Below are 21,716 nucleotides of genomic sequence, written 5' to 3'. Positions count from 1 at the left end.
GGCGGCTTCAACGGTTGGGCCGGTAGTGTGGCCCTGGCGATTATGATGATTCCCATCGTCGTGAGCACCACCGACTCCATGCTCTCCCTGGTTCCCCAGGAGCTCCGGGAGGCCGGGATCGCCCTAGGGGCTTCCAAAGCCCAGGTGATCCTCACCATCGTCCTCAAAGCGGCCAAGATCGGCCTGGTGACGGGGATCCTTTTGGCCTTCGCCCGGGTCGTCGGCGAAACGGCGCCTCTGCTCTTTACCTCGGCGAATAACGACTACTTCACTCTCAATATGGATCAACAGTTCCCCTCGTTGACCGTCAGTATCTACCAGCTGGCCACCTTCCCCGACAAGCCCAGCCAGAATCTCGCCTGGGCCGGGTCGGTGATCCTGACCGCCCTGGTGCTGCTGATCAACCTCACCACCCGCTATATTTTCAGAAAAAGGAAGATCAAATGAATCTCGCGATGGATACGAAGGAGTTCTACTTCACCTACGCCGGCGCCGACAAGCCGACCCTCAAAGGGATCGACATGCCCATCTACGCCAACAAGGTCACCGCCCTCATCGGCCCCAGCGGCTGCGGCAAATCGACCCTACTGCGCTCCTGGAACCGGATCCACGACGTCTACCCCGGCAACCAATACGAAGGGGAGATCCTCCTCTATGACCAAAACGGTAACGAAGAGAACATCCTCAGCTACAGCAAAGAGGACGAACTGATCCGCCTGCGCCAGCGGGTGGGGATGATTTTCCAGAAGCCTACGCCTTTTCCGATGAGCATCTACGACAACATCGCCTACGGCCTGCGCCTGGCGGGGATCAAAAACAAAAGCGAGCTCGACGGTCGGGTCGAAAAGGCCCTCAAAGGCGCGGCAATCTGGAACGAGGTCAAAGACCGCCTCAAGCAGAGCGCCATGGGGCTCTCGGGGGGACAGCAGCAGCGGCTCTGCATCGCCCGGGCGGTCGCCCTCAAACCCCAGGTGCTCCTCTTCGACGAGCCTACCAGCGCCCTGGACCCCATCTCCACAGGGGCCATCGAGGAGCTGGTCACCGAGCTCAAAGAGGAGGTGACCGTCGCCATTGTCACCCACAATATGCAACAGGCCAGTCGCGTCAGCGACTACACCGCTTTCATGTATCTCGGGGATCTGATAGAATTTGACAAGACCGAAAAGATCTTCGTCAACCCCAAAGAGAAATTGACCGAAGAGTACATCACCGGGAGGTTCGGATAATGCTGAAAAAATACGAAGAGGCCCTCAACAAGATCACCGAAGAGGTTTACGCCTTCGGCGAACTGGACGAAAAAGCGCTGCAGCTCATCGTCGAAGGGCTGCAAAACCAGGAGACCCAAAAGCTCGAAGAGGCCCGCAAGCTCCTCAAAGGCAACCACAAGGCCAACGCCAAAATCGATATGAACATCATCACCACCCTGGCCCTCTACGCGCCGGAGGCTTCGGACCTGCGCCGGGTCGTGGCACTCATCAAGATCGCCAGCGAACTCTCCCGCATCGGCGACTACCTCAAGGCCCACGCCAGGAATCTGCTCAAGCAGATGGCGGGCGGTGAAGAAGAAGAAGAAGAAGAAGCGACGGGGGAGAAACCGTCGGTGCGTCCCCTGCTCACCGAAACGGCCCGGGCCTTCTACCAGAGTACCGAGACGGCCCTGCACCTGGCCCTGGAGGCGATCAAAGAGGAAGACCCCGACCGCCTGGACAATATCTCCCGGCGCATCAGTGTCGAAGAGAGCAAATGCGATGACTTCATCTCCATTCTCGAGAAGAACATGGTCAGCAACATCTGTGCCCATCCCGACCAGGCCGAAGAGCTGGTGGACGAACTCCATATCCTGCGCAAGCTGGAGCGGATCAGCGACCGGAGCATCAACATCGTCAAGCTGGCCCGCTACGCCCTCGAAGGGGGGAAACTCAAGCTGTGAACCCCGCCCCGCTCATCCTCATCCTCGAAGACGAAAAGGATATCCTGGAGCTGGAGGAGTTTCATCTCCAGAGTGCCGGTTTCGAGACCATGGGCTTCCTCTCCACCCACGGGGTGCGTCAGGCTCTGGAGGAGGAAGATGTGGCCCTGATGGTGGTCGACCGCAACCTTCCCGGAGCGGAAGGGAGCGAACTGGTACGCCAACTGCGCAGGGAGGGCTATGAACAGCCGGTGATTTTCGTCACCGCCAAAGACCGTGACGAAGAGGTGGAGGAGGGATTCGCGCGGGGCGGCGACGACTACCTGCGCAAACCCTTCAACATGAACGAGTTGGTCTGGCGGGTCAAGGCCCTGCTGCGACGCTCCGGCGAACAGGAACCGGAACTGCTGCGCCACCGTGCTTTGGTCATGGATCTACCGAGTCGGCGGGCCCGGCTGGAGGAAGCGCCGCTCTCTCTGACCCGGCTGGAATTCGATCTGCTGCGCTATTTCCTCGAAAACCCCGACCGGGTCATCAGCCGGGACGAGCTGTTGGAAGAGGTCTGGTCCGACGGAGAGGAGCGGGGCGAAAAGACGGTCAACGTGGCCGTCAACCGCCTGAAGAAGAAGATCGAAAACGATCCCGAACACCCCTATATCGAGGCGGTGCGGGGCGTGGGGTATCGGCTGTGCTGAAGCTCTCCCAGCTCTTCTTTCGGCGGATGGCGCTGATCCTGACCGGGACCTTTCTCGTGGCCGCGCTCATCGGCTACTACCTCCTTCGCCAGATGGAGATCGAGACCCACGCGAGAATGCTGCGCAATCTGCTGACGGTCCTGGAGTATGACCTGAAAGACCTTCCCCCTGCCCGGATCCCCCAGACCCTTCGTCAGATCCATCACCGAACAGACGTGCGCATCACCGTCATCGCCCCCGACGGACGAGTTCTTTACGAGAGCAACCGTTCCCCGGTCGGCATGGAGAACCATGCCACGCGTCCCGAGATCCTGGAAGCCAAAGCCAAAGGATGGGGCGAAGCAGTCCGTCACTCCGCGACTCTGGACGTGGACCTGCTCTACGTCGCTCACAAAGACCGGGGCCGTTTCGTCCGGGCCGCCTACTCCCTGGCCAGTATCCAACGGCAGCTCCTCTCCCTCTGGCTCAAAGCCCTGGGAGTCTTCGCTCTGATCCTGGGGGGCATCTTCCTCTTCAGCCTGAGGCTCAACCGACGCATCGGCAAAGAGAGCGGACAGATCCACGAGGGGCTGGAGCAGCTCCTGGAAAAGAACTACGATGCCGACATCGCACCCGTAGAGTGCTGCCGTGAATTTGCCGAAATCCGCAGGATGCTCCAAAAGGTCGCCAAAAAGCTGGCCAAACGGGAGCGTCAAAAAGCCAAATACACCAAAAAACTCAAAACCCTCACCCAGCGTCAAAGCGACATTATCAGCGCCATCAGCCACGAGTTCAAAAACCCCGTCGCCGCGGTGATGGGCTACGCCCAGACCCTGCAGGAGGGACAGAATATCGATCCGGAGATCCGCCGACGCTTCCTCGACAAGATCCAGACCAACGCCGAAAAGATCTCCCACATGATCGACCGCCTCGCCCTGGCCATCAAGCTGGAAAACCGCACCTTCACCCTACGCAAGAGCCGCTTCCGCCTTGGGGAGATCGCCCAATCGGTCCGGGAGACCCTCCTGCAGAAGTACCCCGGCCGAAATATCCGATTGGAGTGCGCTCCGGTGGAGATCGAAGCGGATCGGGATATGCTGGAGCAGGTCCTGATGAACCTGACGGAGAACGCCCTCAAATACTCGGAAGATGACGTAACCCTCCGCTGCGACGGAGCACGGATGGAGGTCATCGACCATGGGGAAGGAATCGACAACGAAGAGCTGGAGAAGATCACCAAAAAGTTCTACCGCGTCGACCGCCACAGCTGGAACAACTCCATCGGCGTGGGCCTCTACATCGTCAAATATATCCTCCAGCTTCACGACACTGAACTGGAGATCCGTAGTGTTCCGGGAGAGGGGTCGGTTTTTGGGTTTTCGCTGGGGAAAATGAAAGGACAACTAGTAACGAGTAACGAGTAACTAGTAACTGGATATTTTGGGGCGTTGCTTTACAACGCGGATCGATGAGGGAGGGAATACATTCCCGCATCGGCTTCCCGACCTACAGCTGACAATCTTTGTCAAGTCTTTTTCAATTGAGCCCTCCGAAATACCTCCGTCATTCCGGGCTTGACCCGGAATCCAGGGCCCAAAATACCCATGAAGCCGTTGATCCTGAATCGAGTTCAGGATGACGGAAGCGCAACTCTTGGGTTATTCAAAGAACGTAATCCAAAAATCCTCCATCTTCCATCTTCCATCCTCCATTCTCAATCCTCCATTCCCTTCAGCGCTTTCGCATAGAGTGCGATCGTCACGGCGTAGCGCTTAGAGGCGTTGTAGAGGGTGATGATCCGGTAGTTGCGGTCTCCCAGATAGAGATCCCACTTTTTCCCATCGCGCATCCGGATATAGTAGGCCTGTGATCCGGGGAATCGAGCGGCCGGTTCGACGCCGTAGCGCCTGAGGACCGCCAAAGGGTAGCGGCTGCGGTAGCCACTGCTTAGGCGCAGGAAGCCTTGCCCCCGATGCCGCGCACGCACCAGGGTGGGCCGGTCGTTCCGCCAGCCGTAATGGTGGAGAAAGTTGGCGATGGAGCCGATACAGTCGGCCATGGAGTCGGGATCCTTGCGTCCGTCACCATCCAGGTCCACGCCATAGCGCAGCTGGATCGAAGGGACCTGCTGCACACAGCCCATCGCCCCGGCAAAAGAGCCCCGCAGTTTCAGGACGTTCAGCCGGTTTCTCCGCGCCAGAATCAGCAGCTTCTCCAGCTCGGAGCGGAAGAACTTCTGCTTGCGGTTGGGATTGAAAGCCAGGGTCACCAGAGAGTCCCAGACCGGATACTCGTGCCCGTAGAGACCAAATTTGCTCTCGACTCGGATAAAGGCGGTGATGATCTCCGGTGACACTCTGTACTTCCGGGAGGCTTTCAAGAGCCAGTGGCGCTGCTGTCGCATAAACTTGACACCCAACCTGACACTTTCGTCAACCAGAATCTTGCTCTTGTAACGGTGCCAGCTGTAATCGGTCGCTCCCACCTTGACCCGCCCCTGATAGCGTGCCAGAGTCCGGCCCTGATGCTTCGCCGCTTTCAACAGTTTGACAAGCTCTCCCTTGTCAAAACCGTAACGCGTATGCATCCGGTTGACAAAGGCCTGAGCGGCGGGAAGGCGGGAGTAGTCGATACGCTTCGCCTGCAGGGGAACGATGGCAAGGCATAGGAAGAGAATGAGGAACCGAAGTTTGAAAACTAGTAACGAGTAACTAGGAACTAGTAACCGATTTTTGATGGAGAATTGAAACTTGAAATTCTCCATTCTCAATCCTCAATTCTCAATTCGGCGATCGGTAAATCGCCGCCAGGTGTTCCATCCGACTTCCCAAATTCAAGAGCGCCATATCGGCCAGGGTCAGGGCCATCATCGCTTCGCAGACGATCACGCCCCGGATGGCGACGCAGGGGTCATGGCGGCCTTTGAGTTTGTAGCGGATGCTCTCGCCCTCGGTGGTGAGGCTCTGCTGCTCTTTGAAGATACTGGGAGTGGGTTTGAACCAGGTGGTGACATAAATTTCGTCGCCGTTGCTGATGCCCCCCAGGATGCCGCCGCTGTGGTTGCTCTCGAAGCCCCCGGGAGTCAGAGCGTCGTTGTTCTCGCTCCCTTTCATCCGCGCCGCGGCGGCGCCGGCGCCAATCTCTACCGCCTTGGCGGCGTTGATCCCCATCATCGCCTCGGCCAGCACGGCATCGAGCTTGTAGTAGAGGGGTTCTCCCCACCCCGCCGGCACCCCGGTGGCACGGGTCAGAACGGCACCTCCGACGGAGTCGTGGGCCTCCTTGGCCGCCAGGACCGCCGCCTCCTGGGCAGGCTCCGCTTCGGGGTCCAAGGCGTTGAGAAGACTTTCACGGGCGTGGGCGAAATCGTAACGCTGCGCCTCGATCCCGTCGATCTCCAGGATCCCCGCCTCCACCGTCACCCCCAGTTCGCGCAGCATCAGCTTGGCGATGGCTCCGGCGGCGACCCGGGCGGCGGTCTCCCGGGCACTGGAGCGTCCCCCGCCCCGATAGTCCCGGATCCCATACTTCTGCCAGTAGGTGTAGTCGGCGTGGCCGGGGCGGAAGAGTTTTTTGACGTTTTCGTAGTCCCGGCTCTTCTGATCGGTGTTGAAGATCGCCATGGCGATGGGGGTGCCGGTGCTCATCCCCTCGAAGACGCCGGAGAGGATCTCCACCCGGTCGGGCTCTTTGCGTCCGGTGGTCAGGGCGCTCTGTCCGGGACGGCGGCGATCCAGTTCGCTCTGGATGAAGGCCTCGTCGATAGCCAGCCCCGCCGGTACCCCGTCCAGTATACAGCCGATGGCCCGTCCGTGGGATTCGCCGAAGGTGGTCAGTCGCAGTTTCCGGCCGAAGGTGTTCATCGCCGCTCCTTGCGCAGTTTCTCCAGGGCGATCTCCGCCGCCTTCTGCTGAGCCGCTTTTTTGCTCCGGCCCCGGGCGGTAGCGACGGTCTGCCCCTGAAGCTTGACCGCTACCTCGAACTCCTTGCGGTGGTCGGGGCCGCTGGAGCCGATCATCTCGTAGTCGGGGGTCACCCCATGGGTCGCCTGGGTCAGCTCCTGGAGGGCGGTTTTGTAATCTTTGCAGAGGGTATCCAGATCGATTTTGGGGTAGGTCTCGTCCAGGAGCCGTACGACGATGGAGCGGACCCTCTCCAGCCCCGCCTCCAGATAGATCGCCCCGATCACCGCCTCAAAGGCGTTGGAGAGGAGAGAGGGTTTGCTGCGGCCCTGATTGTTCTCCTCGGCGGGGGAGAGGTAGATGTAGCGCCCCAGGTCGATGGCCCGCGCCAGGGTGGCGAAACCGCTCTCGTTGACCAGAGAAGCCCGGATTTTGGAGAGAACCCCTTCGTCACTTTTGGGGAATTTGTGAAAAAGAAACTCCCCCACGATCAGGTCCAGCACCGCATCCCCCAGAAACTCCAGCCGTTCATTGTTGTAGGGCTTTTTATAGCTCTTGTGGGTCAGCGCTTCGATCAGCAGCTGCTTCTTCTCGAATTCGTAGCCGAGTCGCTTTTCCAGTTCCCGATAGTTGTTTTCCATACTTTTACCGCTCCGTTCTTCGTCGATAGTCGTTAGTCATTTGAACGAGGTCTCGCCCCTTCTGTCGTTTGGATAGAAGCGTTGCACAGCAATGCAATCCAACATTCTCCATCTTCAATTCTCCATCCTCAATTCCTTCTGCCGTTCCGCCTCGCTCCGGGCCAGTTCGTCGCACCGCTCGTTCTCCGGATGGCCGTTGTGCCCCCGCACCCAGGTAGCATGGACCTGATGAGGAGCCGAGACCGCCAGATACTCCTGCCAGAGATCGGGGTTTTTGACCTTTTTGAAACCGCGTGCCACCCAGCCGGGCAACCACTCGTTGATAGCCTTGGCCACGTAGCTGCTGTCAGTGACCACCTCCACACTGCAGGGCTCTTTGAGGAGCTTCAACCCCTCGATCACCGCCCGAAGCTCCATCCGGTTGTTGGTGGTCAGGGGTTCGCCGCCCGCATACTCCCGGCGTTTGCCCCGATACTCCAGAATCCCGGCATAGCCGCCGGGCCCCGGATTGCCCAGGCTGGAGCCGTCAGAGTAGAGTGTCACGGTTTTGCGCGTGCTGCTGGACAAGACGTTCCTCGACTTTCAGCGTATTGAGGGCCAGACAGGCGGGGCAGCGGACGAAAGAGACCGGGAAGCTCTGCTTGCAGGCCGTACAGAGATAACCGAAGGCCAGGTCCCCTTCGTGGTATCCGCTCCGGCGGGCAGCCCCCAGCATATCCACGGCAAAATTGCCCAAAGTCTCCTCCGGGGCCTCCGCCAGATCACCCCGGGCGTAATAGAGCGCCCTCAAGGCTGGTTTTTGGGAGATTATATCCAATTGGAGCTGGGCCGGCGGCAGATACCAAAGCAGATCCAGGATCTCCGGAAGACGTTCGGCGCGGACATGATGCCAGGCCTTTTGGGTATCCAGACGAAAAAGTTCCTGGAGAATCGGGCGGTAGAGACTCGGCTCCTCCCCCAGCAGTTGCTCCAGCGCCTCGGCCTTTTCCGAGGGGAGCCGCTCCCGGTCATGGCGTATCTCTAGGAAACGCAGGTGCTCCTCCATCGCCCGGGTCTCCTCCCCCTGGGCCCGGAGCGCCTCCAGCGCCTCCCACGCCTTGTCGAACTCCTGAAGCGACTCGTAGAGATATTCCAGCTGACGGAGCACGTCTTTACGCCGGGGATGCCGGCCGATGATCTCCAGAAAGATCTCTTCGGCCCGCTGATAGAAGCCGGCCCGCAGATAGACGCTCCCCAGATAGATCAGCAGCTCATCGTCCCGGGTATGGCGGATCAGATAGAGACAGATGCTGATGGCTTTGGCGTAGTTGCCGCTCTGTTCGAAAGCTTTGGCCAGGAGCAGGAGCGGCTTGGCCATCCCTTCTTCGTAAGGGACCTCCTCCTCTTCGAGGCTGCAGGAGGCGGTGTCGAATTTATCCAGGAAGGAGTAGAGGCTCTTCTGCAGCCGCTCCCGCCGGTAGACCCCCCAGGCGTGGGCCACCATCGCCACCGCAATCGCAATGAGGACGATCAGGATGATGCTGAAGACAGGATCATGATAACTGGGGAGAAAGCCGTTCACCGGACCTCTTTCGCTTGAAGTTTGAAAAGATATTATAGCGATATTGAAAATAGACTATAATCACGTCATGATTGATCCCTCCTCCATCGAAGCCCTCAAACAGTCCATCGATATCGTCGATGTGATCGGCAACTACCTCGAGCTGAAAAAAGCCGGAGCCAACTACAAGTGCAACTGCCCCTTCCACGGGGAGAAGACCCCCAGCTTCAACGTCAACCCCCAGCGGCAGATCTACCACTGCTTTGGCTGCGGGGTGGGAGGCGACGCCATCAAGTTCGTCATGGAGTACGAGAAACTCAGCTATCCCGAAGCGATCGAAAAGCTGGCAGCGATGTACAACTTCTCCCTGCGCTACACCCAGGGCAGCGGCCAGTACAGCGAAGCCAAGCGGGTCCTGGAACTGATGCAGCAGTGGTACAGCGCCAATCTGGACCGGGAACCCCAGGCGATGGAGTATCTGCGCTCCCGGGGAATCACCCAGTCCTCCATCGAAGATTTCGGCATCGGCTATGTCCCCGACGGCAGCCAGGTGATGGCCTTTCTCCGCTCCCGGAGCATTCCCCTGCCCCAGGCCGCCGAAGCGGGGATCGTCGCCCAGGGAGAGCGGGGAGAGTTCTACGCCCGCCTCAACCGCCGGGTCACCTTCCCCATCTACTCTCCGGCGGGGGCGCTGGCGGGCTTCGGCGGCCGCACCCTGGGAGACCACCCCGCCAAATATATCAACTCCCCCCAGACCCGGCTCTTCAACAAATCCCGCCTCCTCTACGGCTACCATCGGGCCAAGGAGTCAATCTACCGGAGAAAGGAACTGATCGTCTGCGAAGGGTATCTCGATGTGATCCTGCTCCACCAGGCGGGTTTCACCACCGCCGTGGCCACCCTGGGGACCGCCCTGACCGCCGAACACCTGCCGCTGCTGAAGAAGGGAGAGCCGCGCATCACCCTCGCCTACGATGGGGACAGTGCCGGGATTGCCGCCGCCCTCAAGGCCGCCCGCCTCCTGGCCCCCCACGGCTTCGAGGGGTCGGTGGTCCTCTTCCCCGGCGGACAGGATCCGGCGGATATGGTCCAGCAGGGCGACCTGGAGGGGCTCAAGCGGCTGCTCAAAGGCGGCACCCCGCTGATCCCCTTCGTCCTGGAGAAGATCGCCGAAGCCCACGACCTGGGCGATCCCCGCCAAAAGGAGAAAGCCTTCGCCGAAGCCAAAAGTTTTCTGGAGACTCTCAGTCCCATCGTCCGGGAGGCCACCATCCCCCAGGCCGCCACCCTGCTGGGGGTCCCCGCCGCCCTCTTCGCCCCGGGGCGCAACCTGAGCCGAACCCGGGAGGAGTTCTCCCGGCACAAAGAGGATCCCGCCTGGCAGGCGATCCTGCGGACTCTGCTGGAGAACGAACGGCTCGTCGACGAGGTCCTGGACCTGGTGGCTCCCGAAATGGCCGGAGAATCCCGGGAGGCCTTCGAGGCGCTGATCCGGGGAGACCGCGAGCATCCGCTCCTGCTGCGTATCGCCATCGATGACCGGATTCAGCCCCTGGAGGAGGAGGCTTTCTGGAAGACCCTGCGGGCCCAGATGGAGAGCTACTATCGTCGACGTCTCCAGCTCCTGACCCGGGATGCAAGCCTCCCCTATGCCAAAAAAAGCTACTGGATCCGGAAGATCAAAACCGATATACTTCCCCGACTGAAAAAAGGAGAACTGGTACCCTATGCGAGCGATTTCACTCTTTAGCGGCGGGCTGGACAGCATGCTGGCCGTCAAACTGATCACCGACCAGGGGATCGATGTGACCGCCCTGCATGTCCATATCGGCTTCGGCAGTACTGGCGACGTGAGCGAGCAGCTCCGCCGCCGGGCCGAGATGGCAGGTGCGACGTTCCGCATGGTGGATGTGCGGGAGGATTACATTCAGAATATCCTCTTCGATCCGGTCTACGGTTACGGGAAGAATTTCAATCCCTGCATCGACTGCCACGGCTACATGTTCAGGATCGCCCGGGCCCTGATGGAAGAGGAGAATGCTTCGTTCCTCCTCACCGGCGAAGTGGTGGGCCAACGCCCCATGAGCCAGAGGCCCGACGCCCTGCGCCAAGTGAGCAAACTGGCCGGTGACAACGAGGACCGCCTGATTCTGCGTCCCCTGTCGGCCAAACTCCTGGAGCCCACCAAACCCGAGATCGAAGGATGGGTCGATCGGGAGAAGCTGCTCGACATCAACGGACGCAGCCGGGAACGCCAGCTGAAGATGGCGGCGGAGTACGGCTGGGAGGATTACGAGAGCCCCGGCGGCGGCTGCCTGCTCACCGATCCGGCCTTCAGCGCCAAACTGCGGGACTTCATCGCCCACGAGGAGTTCGGCGTGGAGGACATCGACCTGCTCAAACACGGCCGTCACTTCCGCCTCCCCGACGGTGCCAAACTGGTCGTCGGCCGCCACAAGGAGGACAACGAGGCCCTCCTGCGGATGGTCAACCCCGACTACCTCCCCATCCGCCTACCGGTCACCGGCCCCTACTCTCTGCTCTACCGGGGTGCCACCGAGGCCGACCGACGCCTCGCCGCCCGCATCGCCCTTACCTACGGCAAGAGCCGCCCCGGGGAACTCTACCGGGTCAAAGTAGGTGAGGAGGAATACGAGGTGGAACCTTTCGAGAGTAAGGCGGAGGCTCAGCAATACTTCGTGCTGAAAGCATGAACAGTTGAGAACCTTGACAACCCTGTCATTCCGGGCCTGACCCGGAATCCAGGGTTCGGAGTGTCCATTATAATGCCGATACGGAATCAAATTTCCGATAGCGATTTGCTCGGACTCTCATACTGAACGCCTCACTGAGTTTCGCAGCACATGGCGTCTTCACCCGGACGTCAGTCCCTCGCGTTTTCTTTTTCTTTGCTTCGTTCTCTTTTTCTTTATCGCGAAACAAAGAAAAAGAAATGAAGGGAAGTCCTATGGATGGTTCAGCCTCATTTAAAGTTCCCTCGGCTATAATGCCGTCACTTCTTTCCCGGGCCCTTAGCTCAGCTGGGAGAGCGCCACGCTGGCAGCGTGGAGGTCACCGGTTCGATCCCGGTAGGGTCCACCATTTCCCCGTTTTTCCAATCTTATACAGTCTAACCAATCAATAATGTGCAGACCTTTTTAGCTAATCACCCCTCTGAAAAACATACATGAGAGGTTTTACTCGATGGCGACAAAGAAGCGCTCAACCCGTGAAACGGGCGCTTGCGTTCGCGACTGCCAGAGTTATCGAGTGAAACCGGTGATTTTTCGGAACACTCGATTTCCCATCTATTTCCCTCCGCAACGATCAAGTTTAAGTCAGAAAAATTAAGGGCAACTTTGGGGGTCACAAATATTTGATACCGTAGATCCCTGCTTAGAGCCAGAGTGACGAGGGATTTTTCAGAAGAGGTTGGCCCATCTCTATTCCCAGCCATCGCTTTTCGCCTTTTCCCTGTGCTTCTCTTTCCGGTAGCTGCTGCGGTTTTTCATCTTTTGCAGGCGGTTGAGATTGCTCATCTCGGCTTCCCGGATCTCCTGAAGATTCTGTTGGGAAAAATCTTCGTGATCGATTGCAGAAAAGAAACGCCGGTAGTAGGCTTCGCTCTCACGCAGATATTCGCTGTCCAGGCGAATGCTTTCCAAAGAGTCCAGCTTTTGCATCAGTTTGGAAAATCGTGAGCGGAAATCGGCGGAGGAGGTCTCCGGACGGCGGAGCATCCGAAAGAGGTTTTTGCCGATCTTCTCCAGATGGGCGATATATTTTTGGCGTCGGTATTTCTCGATCTGTTTGGGGGAATAGCGGCCGCCGGAGGAGTGACTCATCGCTCGATGATGATAGGAGTTCCGGGTTTGACGGCGCTCCAGAGCCAGTCGAGGTCTTTGTTGGTCAGGGCGATGCAGCCGTTGGTCCAGTCGTGGGAGAGGGTATAGGTATCGCCATGGCCGTCACGGTTCCAGTAGGGCTGTCCGTGGAAGGTGATATAGTTCCCGGGCTTCACCCCCAGCTTCTTGGCCCGGGCCAGATCCTCGGCATTGGGGTAGGAGATGGTCATAGCACGGTATTTGAGGCTGTGGCAACGCTTGTCGACGATCTTGTAGTGACCGACAGGGGTACAGAAATCTCCCTGCTTGACCTTGGGGCCTTTGCTCATCGTGTATTTCCCCAGAGAAGTTCGCATGACCTTGATCACTTTGCCGTTGTGATAGACATAAAGCTTGTGCTCATGCTGCTTGATCACCACTTTGTCGGCGGCACGATCGGGACGGAAGGGGACCGGTTTGCAATCTTTGGCACTGTAGTGTCCTTCTGTACGACCGCTGGGCTGACTACAGCCGCCGATCCAAATCACGACACCTGCCGTGAGGAGTGCATAAAGTTTTTTCATACCCTGTCCTTGATGGAAATTTTGAGTATTTTAGCATAGAAAGGATTGATAAAACAGGCAAAAATGAGGAGGGAGAAAACCATCTCTTCGCTTGACGCGTCGAGATGGATATGAGGGAGAGTGTTTACTTGGTGGCAGCCGCTTTGGCCGCTTCAAGCGCTTCGTCATAGTTAGGCTCTTCGGTGATCTCGGGAACCAGCTGCTTGTAGACGATGTTGCCGTCACGGTCGATGACGAAGATCGCCCGGGCGGTCACACCGGCCAGGGGACCTTCCGCGATGAGCACGCCGTACTCATTGGCGAAATCCTTGTTGCGGTAGTCGGAGGCGACGGTGAGGTTTTCGATCCCTTCGGTAGAGCAGAAGCGCTTGGCGGCGAAGGGGAGGTCCATCGAGACGACAGTGACGTCCAGCCCTTCGATGCCGGCGGCCTGATTATTGAACTTGGTGGTCTCCATCGCACAGACGGGAGTGTCCAGAGAGGGAACCGCAACGATCAGCTGGGCGTTCTCTTTGGCGCCGCCGACGGTAATGTCGCTCAAATCGTCAGATTTGACGACCTGGACTTCGGGAGCCTTGTCCCCGACCTTTTTCTCGTTGCCTGCCAGTTTGACTTCGTTGCCTTTGAGTGTGACTGTTGCCATGTTGTTTCCTTTTGAAATGATGAGATGTGTTACGCTTACCCCGATGTGGAGGTAATGCACTGAAAGCAGTATATCCTAATTTGGAGTAAAATTGTCCTATTTGAAGAGAAAAAAATTGATCTGAATCAAGTGTTACTCAATTACACATATTAAAACGGTGGAGAGAGAAGAGGTGCCCGGGATTACATTCCCGGAATGCGAGGAATTTTGCCCAGTTTGGAGTTGCGGCAGTACCAGCCCCATCCCTTTTTGAGCCAGTGGCCAATCACCGGCAGGGGGATCATCTTGCCTCCTTTGTGGTTGCGGTAGACGAAAGCCGCGCCGTCCCCGCTGTCCATCACACAGAGGATGTTCAGGTGCTCGAGATACCCTTTGCGTTCCTCTTTGCCTTTGGCCATCGCGTCGATATTGAAAGCGACGTTACGAGCCATTACCTCGGCGATATGCCCCTGCTTGGCCCGCCAGTCGGGACCGTCGATGGCAGCGGAGTCCCCGATAGCGAAGACGTTGTACTTTTCCGGTGTCTCATCGAAATCGTGCTGCACTTCACAGTAGTCGTTGATCCGAATCAGCCCCGCATCGTTGAGCGGCAGATCGGAGTTTTGGAAAACGGGGTGTCCGTTACCGGCGGGAATAAACATCGTGAAATCGCTCTCCAGTTTGCTCTCATCCTCAAAAACGATCCCGTTGGCTTCGAAACGGACGATCTTCTTGCCGAAATGCTTTTTGATCCCCAGCTTGTTGAAAAAAACGTCCATCATCTTGAGGGCTTGTTCTCCCATCCGGGCTCCCGGGGACTCCATGGGGGCGAAGAAGGTCAGTTCGAACTTGTCGCGAATCCCCAGCTTTTTGAGTTGATTGTGGACATTGAAAAGCACCTCGAAGGCCGGACCGCCCCTCACATTGCTGGGATCTTTGGGATTGCCGCCGAACCCCATGGCGATCTTGCCGCCGCCTTGGGCGATGAGGGCGTCCAGACGCTCCTTGATCTTCAGGGACTCTTCCGGTTTGCCGCAGATGGAGAGAAAGTGTTCGCTCCCCTCGTGTTTCATCTTGCCGCTGCCGATGGCGATCACCAGATACTCCCCTTCGTAGATCCCGTTTTTCCCGATGGCCCGATGCTCTTTGGAGACGATCTCGGTAATCTCATCGATCACCAGATCGAAACCGTGAGCAGCCTGCAGCTCCTTCAACGGGACACAAATATCTTCAAACTGCGCTTCTCCGGTGGGAATCCAGATCGAAGTAGGGTAGATATAGAAGTAGTCCCGATCACTCACCAGTGTCACAGAGTACCCCTCTTTTCGCAGGAAGATCGCGGCTTCAACTCCGGCAAATCCTCCTCCGAGAATCAATACTTTGTCTTTTTTTGTTTCCATTTTCACAGTTCTCCGTCATGGTATAAGGTGTTGTGATGATTTCTATAAGATGCAGAAATTTTAGCTAAAAAAAGCCCCTTCGGCCAAACTGACCGGAGGAGCGCTTCGTGTGATCGGGAGATCACTTGGACTGTTTTGCCTTTTCCACCAGGTCATAACGGGGATAGACGAAGACGGTCTTACGCAGGACCGAAACCACTTTGGGATCATCCACTGCATAGGCGTGGATGGTGATGGGAATCGGCGTATCTTTATGCGTGTTTTTGACCAGTACTTTGTCTGTCTGGAGGACGACAACCTTCTTCTTCTTCATCCGGGCACCCAGATGGAAAGGCTCTTTGGGACGGACGATCTTGATCTCGGGGTGTCCCAGCACCTCAAAGGTATATTTGTGAGCCTTATCCTGCGTATTCTGGAAGAGGAAGAGATAATCGTTCTCCACCGCGCCGCCGGGCAGAATCTTGTAAAGCCGGGTCGTCTTGTTGACGTTGAGAAGCATATGCTCTTTTTTGCTTCCCATGACGAATAGGGCCACCAGAACAATCGCCAAAACCGTGAAGTAGGCGATGACCTTGGGGCGGAAGATCCGGGTCTTGCCCTCATGCAATACCGCCTCTCGCTCACTGGACCAGCGCACCAACGAGGGTTTGCCAAGCGCCCCCATGACTTTGGTACAGGCGTCGACACACTCAAGGCAGTTGATACACTCCAGCTGCAACCCTTTACGAATATCGATGTGGGTCGGACAGACCTTAACACAGCTTTCACAAGCCGTACACTCCGCCTCCGGTTCTTTGGCATGCAACTCCTTGACAGAGTTGACGACTTTTTGGCGATTGTTTCCGTGCCCTTCATAGATGTGACCGCCACGGACGGGGTCATAGACCGCCATCAGGGTATCGTCATCGTAGAGAACCGACTGAACCCGGCTGTAGGGGCAGATATAGACACAGAAATTCTCCTTGATGAAAACAACGTCCGCAATCAGGAAAAGCGCGATCCCGATCCAGAAGCCCATCAGAACCGTATGGTTGGCGGGATCCTGGATATAGCGGAAGAAATCTTCAGGCGGGACAAAGTACCAAAGGAAATCCGCTGCGGCGATAAAAGCCAGAATCGCCCAGAGCCCGATAGCGATCAGCCGCTTGATCTGATTCTCCGGCTTGGACCAATCGGGCTCGATCTGCTTGTTGTTGATCCGCTTGCGCAGATGCAGCAGCTTGGTTTCGAAGAGGTCCCGGTAGATGACACGGAAAATGGTCTGGGGACAGGCCCATCCGCACCAGACCCGGCCGCCCACCGAGGTCATCGCAAAGATCCCCAGGAAAAGCAGCATCAGCAGGAAAGGCATCAGATAGAGCTCCTGCATATCGAAACGCACGAAGAAGAAGTGAAGCTGTTTGTGATCGAAGTTCAACAGAAAAAAGTGATTGCCGTTGATACGAATCCAGGGAAGGACCAGCGCCACAATGGTAATCGCGGCAAAGGTCCAGTAGCGTTTGATCCGATAGGGGACCCAGCCTTTGAGATACTCTTTGGCCCGGTTTTTCTTTTTGGGCTTGGGCGCCGCACCTGCATTGAGCGTTGTCTCTTGCATCATTGCATCCTTTGTCTTGAAATGGGGTATTCTACTCTAAATTATTGAGCGTGCAAGCCAATTTCGGCTCTTCCGCCACTGCCATCCGATGATTCTTTTTGGCCCGTTCCAGCCAGGAATCGTCCAGTATCTCTTTGAGACGCCGTGACTCAATATAGTCCTTGAGTGAACTGCGGCTTACTCCGAGTTCTCTGGCCAGGGCGCTGACGCTCTTGTCGGCTTTGAGCCCGGCCATGATCTGGGGGAGATAGATATCGAATTTGGAGGCGGAGCGCCGACCTTTGGGCCGTCCGACCCGATGGTCCTTTTCGGGCGTTTTACGCTGCTCATCCAAGCGCATGATCAGCGGGAGGATCCGAGCCAACCCCGTCTCCCGTTCCACAATCAGACTGGGCTGGACGATATGAAGCGTGATCCCGTGGGTCAGCATACAGTTGATCACCACGATCCCCTCTTCCATCGTCTCACCCAGGACTTCCAACTCCGCCACGACCAGCTGATCCCCTTCGTTTAGGGAGTGAAGAAAATCCTGAAACGCCTTACGCTCTTTGAGCGGGCGGCCTGCCTGTTCAAACTCGATCATCTCATTCTCAAGGGTCAACCGGTTCCGCTCGGCATAGGCCATAATGGCCGCCCGCTGGCGGAGCAACGATTCATCGCCGGAGAGCTGTCTGATGAGTGCATATGTCAAAACAACCTCCTTACCCTCACCCGCAACTATATCGGCTCAATGATGAAATAATTCTTAATTTTTATCTTTTTTACGTCATTTCTTCGTTTTTTCGTCAAGTGGCTGTGCTATAATCATTTTACATAACAAATTTGTATGAGAGGATCTGACAAAGAATGACCCTGACCCATCTGGATGAACATGACAAACCGAAAATGGTGGATGTGAGCGAGAAAGGCGAAACGGTTCGCACCGCGACCGCCTCGGGGCTGATCCAAATGACCCCCGAAGCCTACCGGGCCGTCGTCGAAAACACCGCCAAAAAAGGCCCGGTCCTCCAGACCGCCGTCATCGCGGCGATCCAGGGGGCCAAGCGCACCCCGGAGCTGATCCCCATGTGCCATCCGCTGATGCTCAGCTCCGTCAAGACGGAGATCGAAGAGCTTCCGGAACTGCCCGGATTCCGCCTCTGGGTTACCGCCAAACTGACGGGGAAAACGGGCGTGGAGATGGAGGCCCTCACCGGGGTCAGCGTGGGCCTGCTCACCATCTACGATATGCTCAAAGCCATCGACAAGGGCATGGTCATCCGTGAGATCCGGCTCGAATCCAAAACAGGAGGCAAAAGTGGCGACTTCCGACGAGACTAAACAACCCGAACTGACCTACCCCCGGCAATGGGGATTCAAGATCATCGGCAAAGACAAGGAAAAACTGGCCCAGGCGGTCCAGGATGTCCTGGGGCACAAGGAGCACCTCTCCTCCCCCGGCAACGCTTCCCGCACCGGCAAATACCACAGCCACAACGCCAGCTGCCACGTCGAATCCAAAGAGGAGCGCGACAAGCTCTTCAAGGCTTTTCAGGACCACGACGACGTGGATATGGTGATTTAGTCGTTTGTCATTTAAACGTGGCCTCGCGGCCCCTCTTTGTCGTTTGATTTTTTAATTCATCAATCCAAAATCCTCCATTCTCAATTCTCAATTCTCAATTCTTTTAAGCATCCGTTCCGCCGCCAGGCTCGCCGCCATGGAAAGGATCACATAGGCCAGGAAAAAGTAGATTCCAATCTCCGCTTCGGCCCGGCTCACATCGGTTCCCCGGGAGGTGAGGAAAACCAGCAGCAGCGCCACCACAAAGACATCCAACATCGACCATTTCCCCAGATGTTTGAAAAAGCGGACCATTTTCATCGCGAATGGACGAGTCTCGTAGAGGGAGAGAAACAGCAGCGAAAGGGTTTTGGCGGCGGGCAGCAGGACCGAAAAGAGCAGAATCACCCCGGCAATGGGGAGATTCCCTTCGTGGTAGAGTTTCTCCACCGACCCCAGGATCCCTTTGGATTCAAAAGAAAGAACCACATCCCCCAGATACTCCACGTTTTTGTGGACCGTCACCATCAAAATCGGCGTCACCAGTCCGTTGATCAGGGCAATCAGCGCCGCGGCAGAGAGCAGCCCCGTCGCCAGGCGGATCGGCAGCAGCCAGGCACTGGCCAGTGCCGCCAGAACCGTACCGGCGAAGTAGAGGATGACCCGCTGCGCCCTGGCTTTGGCCTCGCGCTGTCTCTCCTGAAGCTGCTGCAGCTTCTCTCTGATATCGTTTTTCACCGCGCCGAAAGTGAGCATGCTGGCCAAATCTTTGAGCCGGGACTTCGCTACGGTTTCCGCCTGCATCATCTGCGCACTTTCACCGGCGGCCTGCTCATAGGCGATGGCGGCCCGGTATCCCTCTTTGCCGAGCCAGGCCATCAGCACCAGCAGCGCTACGCTCCAAAAAAGTTCCAAAAGTGTCCGTGTTTTCATAGATTGATTATAACGAAAGGATATAATCCCAACGAAAGCCTTGCTTTCGGATGGAGAATGGAAAATTGAGAATGGAGAATTAAAGAAATTATGTCCAAAATCGAAACATTGAAACAGATCGCGCTGCAAGCCGGGGAAATGGTAAGAGAGGGGTATCACTCCCGCAAGGAGATCCGCCACAAGGGAGTGGTGGATTTGGTGACTCAGTATGATGTGGAGACGGAGCGTTTCCTTCTGGAAGCCCTGGCCGACGCCTTTCCCGGCTATGCCCTGGTAGGAGAGGAAAGCTACGACGGAGCCTACGATCTGGAGCGGGCGATCTATATCGACCCGATCGACGGCACCACCAACTTCGTCCACGGCATCCCCCACCTGGCGATCTCTCTGGGGCTCTGGGAAGCGGGAGAGCCCCGGCTGGCGGTGATCTACAATCCGATCCTCGACGAACTCTTCTGGGCCGAACGGGGGGCGGGGGCCTGGCTGGGCGAGGAGCGTCTGCGCGTATCGGAGGATACGGTGCTGCAAAACGCCCTGATCGCCACAGGCTTTCCCTATGCCAAAGTCCACAAAGGTCCTGAATACCGCTGGGTCGTGGAGGCCTTTTCGACCCTCCTACCCAAGATCCAGGATTTTCGCCGCCTGGGGGCCGCCGCTTGCGATCTGGCTTACCTGGCCCGGGGGATTTTCGCAGGATTTTATGAGATCGATCTCAAACCCTGGGATGTCGCTGCAGGGATCTTGCTGGTTCAAGAAGCGGGCGGAGTCGTGAGCAACCTGGAGGGCCACCCCTACCGGTTCGGGGACCGAGGAATCGTCGCCGGCACCCCGGCGATCCATTCGCGGCTGCTGGAGGCACTCCCCGCTTACTCCGTCAACTGATTACCCCTCAGGAATCGCCCCGGATGTAGCGTTCTTTTTTTTGCGCTTTGATCTTCTGCAGATCCACCAAAATAAAGGCGTCCACGCAATCGTTGAAATCACTGTCGACATTGAAACCCATAAAGCGGATGCCCCCCTCTTCGCAAAGTTCGGCGTATTGCTTGTAGAGGGTGGGGATCGTCACCCCGTAGCAATGTAACTGTTTACGCAGCGTCGCCAGATCCTTGCGGGGATCGTCGAGGCAAAAGAGTGCCTTGGCCTCCTCCCGCTCTCTGCGGTTCATCACGAAGGGGCGTTTGGGGTCGAGCATCTCTTCGCCCCCGCCGTAATAGTGTTGATAGTAAAAGAGGATCAGGTTCTGCGCCCCCTTGGGGTAACTGCCGCTGAGGCTCACCGGACCGAAGAGATAACGCACCTGGGGGTTGCGATAGAGATAGGCCCCGATCCCCTGCCAGAGATAATCGAGTGCCCGACTTCCCCAGTAGCGCGGTTGCACGAAACTCCGCCCCAGTTCGATCCCATGCTCCAAACAGGGTGCGAAACTCTCCTGAAGTCGAAAGAGTGAATCGCTGTAGAATCCCTCCTTGCCGTAATGCTCCCGGATATACTCCCCTTCGCCGATCCGGTAGGCTCCGACGATCTCCAGCGCCTCCGCATCCCACAAAACGATATGCCGATAATAGAGATCGTAATCATCTCGGTCTCTGCGTTTGCCTGTCCCCTCCTCCACTTTGCGGAAGGTCAGTTCCCGCAGCCGGGCGATCTCCCGCATCACCGCCGAATCTTTCTGGGCATCGAAGAGATAGATCTCCTTCCCGTCGCCGGTTGTTCCCAGCCGGAGTGCCTCCCGAAGCTCCCGGCGAAGCGTCTGCTTGTTCTCCGGATGGGCGATACTGCGCTGGGTGGCGAAGATGGGCGCTTTCCCCCTGGCCACGCGATACAGATGCTTCTGAAAAAGCTTGACCATCGTCTTGCTCGGCAGTTTCTTGTCCGCATAGCTGGAGTAGGGGATCAGCTCCCCGATGCGAAACTCCAGACTTTTGGCCTCTTTGGCGAACATCTCCCGAACAAGCAGCGCCGTGGAGAGCTTTTTGTTGATCGACGAGACGGTATAAAAGAGCGCGGAATTTTTGGCCTTGATATAGACGGGCAGGATCGGAGCCGCTTTGCGGGTGGCGAACTTGAGAAATCCCTTGTGCCATTTCAGATCTTTGATCCCCGTGGGACGGGCCCGGGAGACTTCCCCGGAGGGGAAGATGATCACCGCCTCCTCCCGATCCAGCGCTTCGTAGATTCGCCCGACGGCCTCTTTGCCCACCCCCGATCCCAGGACGTCCACCGGGATCAAAATCGGAGCGAGGGGGTCGATCTGTGTGAGCAAATCATTGGCCACCACTTTGATATCGCTGCGTACCGAATGGACCAGGTCGATCAAGGAGAGGGCATCCAACGCCCCCAGCGGGTGATTGGCGATGATAACGACCCGTCCCGATGCGGGGATATTCTCGACATCCTTGCGCGTCACTTTGTAGCTGAAATCGAAATACTCCAGCACCTGCTCCACAAACTCAAAGGGACCCACGTGACGGTGCTGCCGCATAAAGGCGTTGATGTCGCTTTCATGAAACAGCCGTCCCAGTGCGCCGAAAAGCGCCTTGTTCACCAGAG

The 21,716-nt window shown here is 57.4% G+C and carries 23 protein-coding genes and 1 tRNA gene; 11 read left to right on the top strand and 13 right to left on the bottom strand.

Features of this window, described 5'->3' with window-relative positions:
• The 5 genes from F8I07_RS06270 to F8I07_RS06250 form a co-directional block, all read left to right on the top strand.
• Positions 1-447: PstA family ABC transporter permease (locus F8I07_RS06270; RefSeq protein WP_292657162.1), on the top strand; the 447-nt coding region annotated here is incomplete at its 5' end.
• Positions 444-1,226 carry a phosphate ABC transporter ATP-binding protein PstB gene (gene pstB / locus F8I07_RS06265; RefSeq protein ID WP_292657159.1) on the top strand — a complete coding sequence of 261 codons (783 nt, stop codon included), beginning with the start codon at positions 444-446 and terminating at the stop codon, positions 1,224-1,226. The genes F8I07_RS06270 and pstB, both read left to right, overlap by 4 nt.
• A complete protein-coding gene (locus F8I07_RS06260) occupies positions 1,226-1,930 on the top strand; it encodes a phosphate uptake regulator PhoU (protein WP_292657157.1) in 705 nt (234 codons plus the stop codon). The genes pstB and F8I07_RS06260 overlap by 1 nt, the downstream gene beginning before the upstream one ends.
• The gene (locus tag F8I07_RS06255; RefSeq protein WP_292657154.1) at positions 1,927-2,604 is read left to right on the top strand and encodes a response regulator transcription factor; all 678 of its coding nucleotides are present in this window, start codon (positions 1,927-1,929) and stop codon (positions 2,602-2,604) included. The genes F8I07_RS06260 and F8I07_RS06255 overlap by 4 nt, the downstream gene beginning before the upstream one ends.
• Positions 2,598-4,007 carry an ATP-binding protein gene (locus F8I07_RS06250; RefSeq protein ID WP_292657151.1) on the top strand — a complete coding sequence of 470 codons (1,410 nt, stop codon included), beginning with the start codon at positions 2,598-2,600 and terminating at the stop codon, positions 4,005-4,007. The genes F8I07_RS06255 and F8I07_RS06250 overlap by 7 nt, the downstream gene beginning before the upstream one ends.
• Positions 4,008-4,297: 290 nt before the next feature.
• Here the strand turns inward: F8I07_RS06250 and F8I07_RS06245 are convergent, their stop codons facing one another.
• The 5 genes from F8I07_RS06245 to F8I07_RS06225 form a co-directional block, all read right to left on the bottom strand.
• Positions 4,298-5,347, bottom strand: a complete 1,050-nt coding sequence (locus F8I07_RS06245) for a lytic transglycosylase domain-containing protein (protein ID WP_292657148.1) — start codon at positions 5,345-5,347, stop codon at positions 4,298-4,300.
• Between the two features lie 16 nt (positions 5,348-5,363).
• The gene (gene aroC / locus F8I07_RS06240) at positions 5,364-6,446 is read right to left on the bottom strand and encodes a chorismate synthase (protein WP_292657147.1); all 1,083 of its coding nucleotides are present in this window, start codon (positions 6,444-6,446) and stop codon (positions 5,364-5,366) included.
• Entirely contained in the window at positions 6,443-7,126 is a 684-nt protein-coding gene (gene rnc / locus F8I07_RS06235; protein WP_292657146.1) for a ribonuclease III, read from the bottom strand. Before rnc ends, aroC begins: the two co-directional genes overlap by 4 nt.
• A 114-nt stretch (positions 7,127-7,240) precedes the next feature.
• Positions 7,241-7,693, bottom strand: a complete 453-nt coding sequence (gene rnhA / locus F8I07_RS06230) for a ribonuclease HI (RefSeq protein WP_292657143.1) — start codon at positions 7,691-7,693, stop codon at positions 7,241-7,243.
• Positions 7,653-8,687: a hypothetical protein gene (locus tag F8I07_RS06225; protein ID WP_292657141.1), complete on the bottom strand. Its 1,035-nt coding sequence runs from the start codon at positions 8,685-8,687 to the stop codon at positions 7,653-7,655. The genes rnhA and F8I07_RS06225 overlap by 41 nt, the downstream gene beginning before the upstream one ends.
• 43 nt (positions 8,688-8,730) lie before the next feature.
• Between F8I07_RS06225 and dnaG the strand changes: the two genes are divergently transcribed.
• From dnaG to F8I07_RS06210, 3 genes are all read left to right on the top strand, one after another.
• Positions 8,731-10,416, top strand: a complete 1,686-nt coding sequence (gene dnaG / locus F8I07_RS06220) for a DNA primase (protein ID WP_367264501.1) — start codon at positions 8,731-8,733, stop codon at positions 10,414-10,416.
• Positions 10,394-11,380: an argininosuccinate synthase domain-containing protein gene (locus F8I07_RS06215; RefSeq protein WP_292657138.1), complete on the top strand. Its 987-nt coding sequence runs from the start codon at positions 10,394-10,396 to the stop codon at positions 11,378-11,380. The genes dnaG and F8I07_RS06215 overlap by 23 nt, the downstream gene beginning before the upstream one ends.
• A 312-nt stretch (positions 11,381-11,692) precedes the next feature.
• Positions 11,693-11,768 (top strand) — tRNA-Ala (locus F8I07_RS06210).
• A gap of 341 nt (positions 11,769-12,109) precedes the next feature.
• On the opposite strand, the gene F8I07_RS06205 is transcribed toward F8I07_RS06210, so the two are convergent.
• The 6 genes from F8I07_RS06205 to F8I07_RS06180 all read right to left on the bottom strand — a co-directional run bounded on the left by F8I07_RS06205 (position 12,110) and on the right by F8I07_RS06180 (position 17,384).
• A complete protein-coding gene (locus F8I07_RS06205) occupies positions 12,110-12,511 on the bottom strand; it encodes a hypothetical protein (protein WP_292657135.1) in 402 nt (133 codons plus the stop codon).
• Positions 12,508-13,074 carry a L,D-transpeptidase family protein gene (locus F8I07_RS06200; protein WP_292657133.1) on the bottom strand — a complete coding sequence of 189 codons (567 nt, stop codon included), beginning with the start codon at positions 13,072-13,074 and terminating at the stop codon, positions 12,508-12,510. Before F8I07_RS06200 ends, F8I07_RS06205 begins: the two co-directional genes overlap by 4 nt.
• 124 nt (positions 13,075-13,198) lie before the next feature.
• Positions 13,199-13,717, bottom strand: a complete 519-nt coding sequence (gene tpx / locus F8I07_RS06195) for a thiol peroxidase (RefSeq protein WP_292657130.1) — start codon at positions 13,715-13,717, stop codon at positions 13,199-13,201.
• Between the two features lie 182 nt (positions 13,718-13,899).
• Positions 13,900-15,096 carry an FAD-dependent oxidoreductase gene (locus F8I07_RS06190; RefSeq protein ID WP_292657128.1) on the bottom strand — a complete coding sequence of 399 codons (1,197 nt, stop codon included), beginning with the start codon at positions 15,094-15,096 and terminating at the stop codon, positions 13,900-13,902.
• A gap of 121 nt (positions 15,097-15,217) precedes the next feature.
• Positions 15,218-16,693: a cytochrome c oxidase accessory protein CcoG gene (gene ccoG, locus F8I07_RS06185; RefSeq protein ID WP_292657125.1), complete on the bottom strand. Its 1,476-nt coding sequence runs from the start codon at positions 16,691-16,693 to the stop codon at positions 15,218-15,220.
• A 31-nt stretch (positions 16,694-16,724) separates the two neighbouring features.
• Entirely contained in the window at positions 16,725-17,384 is a 660-nt protein-coding gene (locus F8I07_RS06180) for a recombinase family protein (RefSeq protein WP_292657122.1), read from the bottom strand.
• A 155-nt stretch (positions 17,385-17,539) separates the two neighbouring features.
• On the opposite strand from F8I07_RS06180, the gene moaC reads away from it, so the two are divergent.
• Both moaC and F8I07_RS06170 read left to right on the top strand, forming a co-directional pair.
• Positions 17,540-18,013: a cyclic pyranopterin monophosphate synthase MoaC gene (gene moaC / locus F8I07_RS06175; protein WP_292657119.1), complete on the top strand. Its 474-nt coding sequence runs from the start codon at positions 17,540-17,542 to the stop codon at positions 18,011-18,013.
• Positions 17,991-18,257 (top strand): DUF493 domain-containing protein, encoded by a 267-nt coding sequence (locus F8I07_RS06170; RefSeq protein ID WP_292657118.1) that lies wholly within the window; start codon positions 17,991-17,993, stop codon positions 18,255-18,257. Before moaC ends, F8I07_RS06170 begins: the two co-directional genes overlap by 23 nt.
• Positions 18,258-18,344: 87 nt before the next feature.
• Here F8I07_RS06170 and F8I07_RS06165 read toward each other — a convergent pair whose 3' ends face one another.
• A complete protein-coding gene (locus F8I07_RS06165) occupies positions 18,345-19,151 on the bottom strand; it encodes a paraquat-inducible protein A (protein WP_292657116.1) in 807 nt (268 codons plus the stop codon).
• Positions 19,152-19,259: 108 nt separating this feature from the next.
• Here F8I07_RS06165 and F8I07_RS06160 point away from each other — a divergent pair, with 108 nt between their 5' ends.
• Positions 19,260-20,048: an inositol monophosphatase family protein gene (locus F8I07_RS06160; protein WP_292657113.1), complete on the top strand. Its 789-nt coding sequence runs from the start codon at positions 19,260-19,262 to the stop codon at positions 20,046-20,048.
• A 7-nt stretch (positions 20,049-20,055) separates the two neighbouring features.
• Here the strand turns inward: F8I07_RS06160 and F8I07_RS06155 are convergent.
• Positions 20,056-21,716, bottom strand: a 1,661-nt coding sequence (locus tag F8I07_RS06155) for a lysophospholipid acyltransferase family protein (RefSeq protein ID WP_292657111.1), incomplete at its 5' end; no start/stop codon positions are given.

This window comes from Nitratifractor sp., assembly GCF_015487065.1.
GTDB lineage: Bacteria > Campylobacterota > Campylobacteria > Campylobacterales > Sulfurovaceae > Nitratifractor.
The sequence above is the reverse complement of the archived record's forward strand: the minus strand, read 5'-3'. Positions and strand labels throughout refer to the sequence as shown.

Excerpts from the sequence above, each read along its gene's own strand:
- pstB (WP_292657159.1), top strand. The coding sequence starts at position 444 with ATGAATCTCGCGATGGATACGAAGGAGTTCTACTTCACCTACGCCGGC.
- F8I07_RS06260 (WP_292657157.1), top strand. The coding sequence starts at position 1,226 with ATGCTGAAAAAATACGAAGAGGCCCTCAACAAGATCACCGAAGAGGTT.
- F8I07_RS06245 (WP_292657148.1), bottom strand. The coding sequence starts at position 5,347 with ATGGAGAATTTCAAGTTTCAATTCTCCATCAAAAATCGGTTACTAGTT.
- aroC (WP_292657147.1), bottom strand. The coding sequence starts at position 6,446 with ATGAACACCTTCGGCCGGAAACTGCGACTGACCACCTTCGGCGAATCC.
- rnc (WP_292657146.1), bottom strand. The coding sequence starts at position 7,126 with ATGGAAAACAACTATCGGGAACTGGAAAAGCGACTCGGCTACGAATTC.
- F8I07_RS06215 (WP_292657138.1), top strand. The coding sequence starts at position 10,394 with ATGCGAGCGATTTCACTCTTTAGCGGCGGGCTGGACAGCATGCTGGCC.
- F8I07_RS06205 (WP_292657135.1), bottom strand. The coding sequence starts at position 12,511 with ATGAGTCACTCCTCCGGCGGCCGCTATTCCCCCAAACAGATCGAGAAA.
- F8I07_RS06200 (WP_292657133.1), bottom strand. The coding sequence starts at position 13,074 with ATGAAAAAACTTTATGCACTCCTCACGGCAGGTGTCGTGATTTGGATC.
- tpx (WP_292657130.1), bottom strand. The coding sequence starts at position 13,717 with ATGGCAACAGTCACACTCAAAGGCAACGAAGTCAAACTGGCAGGCAAC.
- F8I07_RS06190 (WP_292657128.1), bottom strand. The coding sequence starts at position 15,096 with ATGGAAACAAAAAAAGACAAAGTATTGATTCTCGGAGGAGGATTTGCC.
- ccoG (WP_292657125.1), bottom strand. The coding sequence starts at position 16,693 with ATGCAAGAGACAACGCTCAATGCAGGTGCGGCGCCCAAGCCCAAAAAG.
- moaC (WP_292657119.1), top strand. The coding sequence starts at position 17,540 with ATGACCCTGACCCATCTGGATGAACATGACAAACCGAAAATGGTGGAT.
- F8I07_RS06160 (WP_292657113.1), top strand. The coding sequence starts at position 19,260 with ATGTCCAAAATCGAAACATTGAAACAGATCGCGCTGCAAGCCGGGGAA.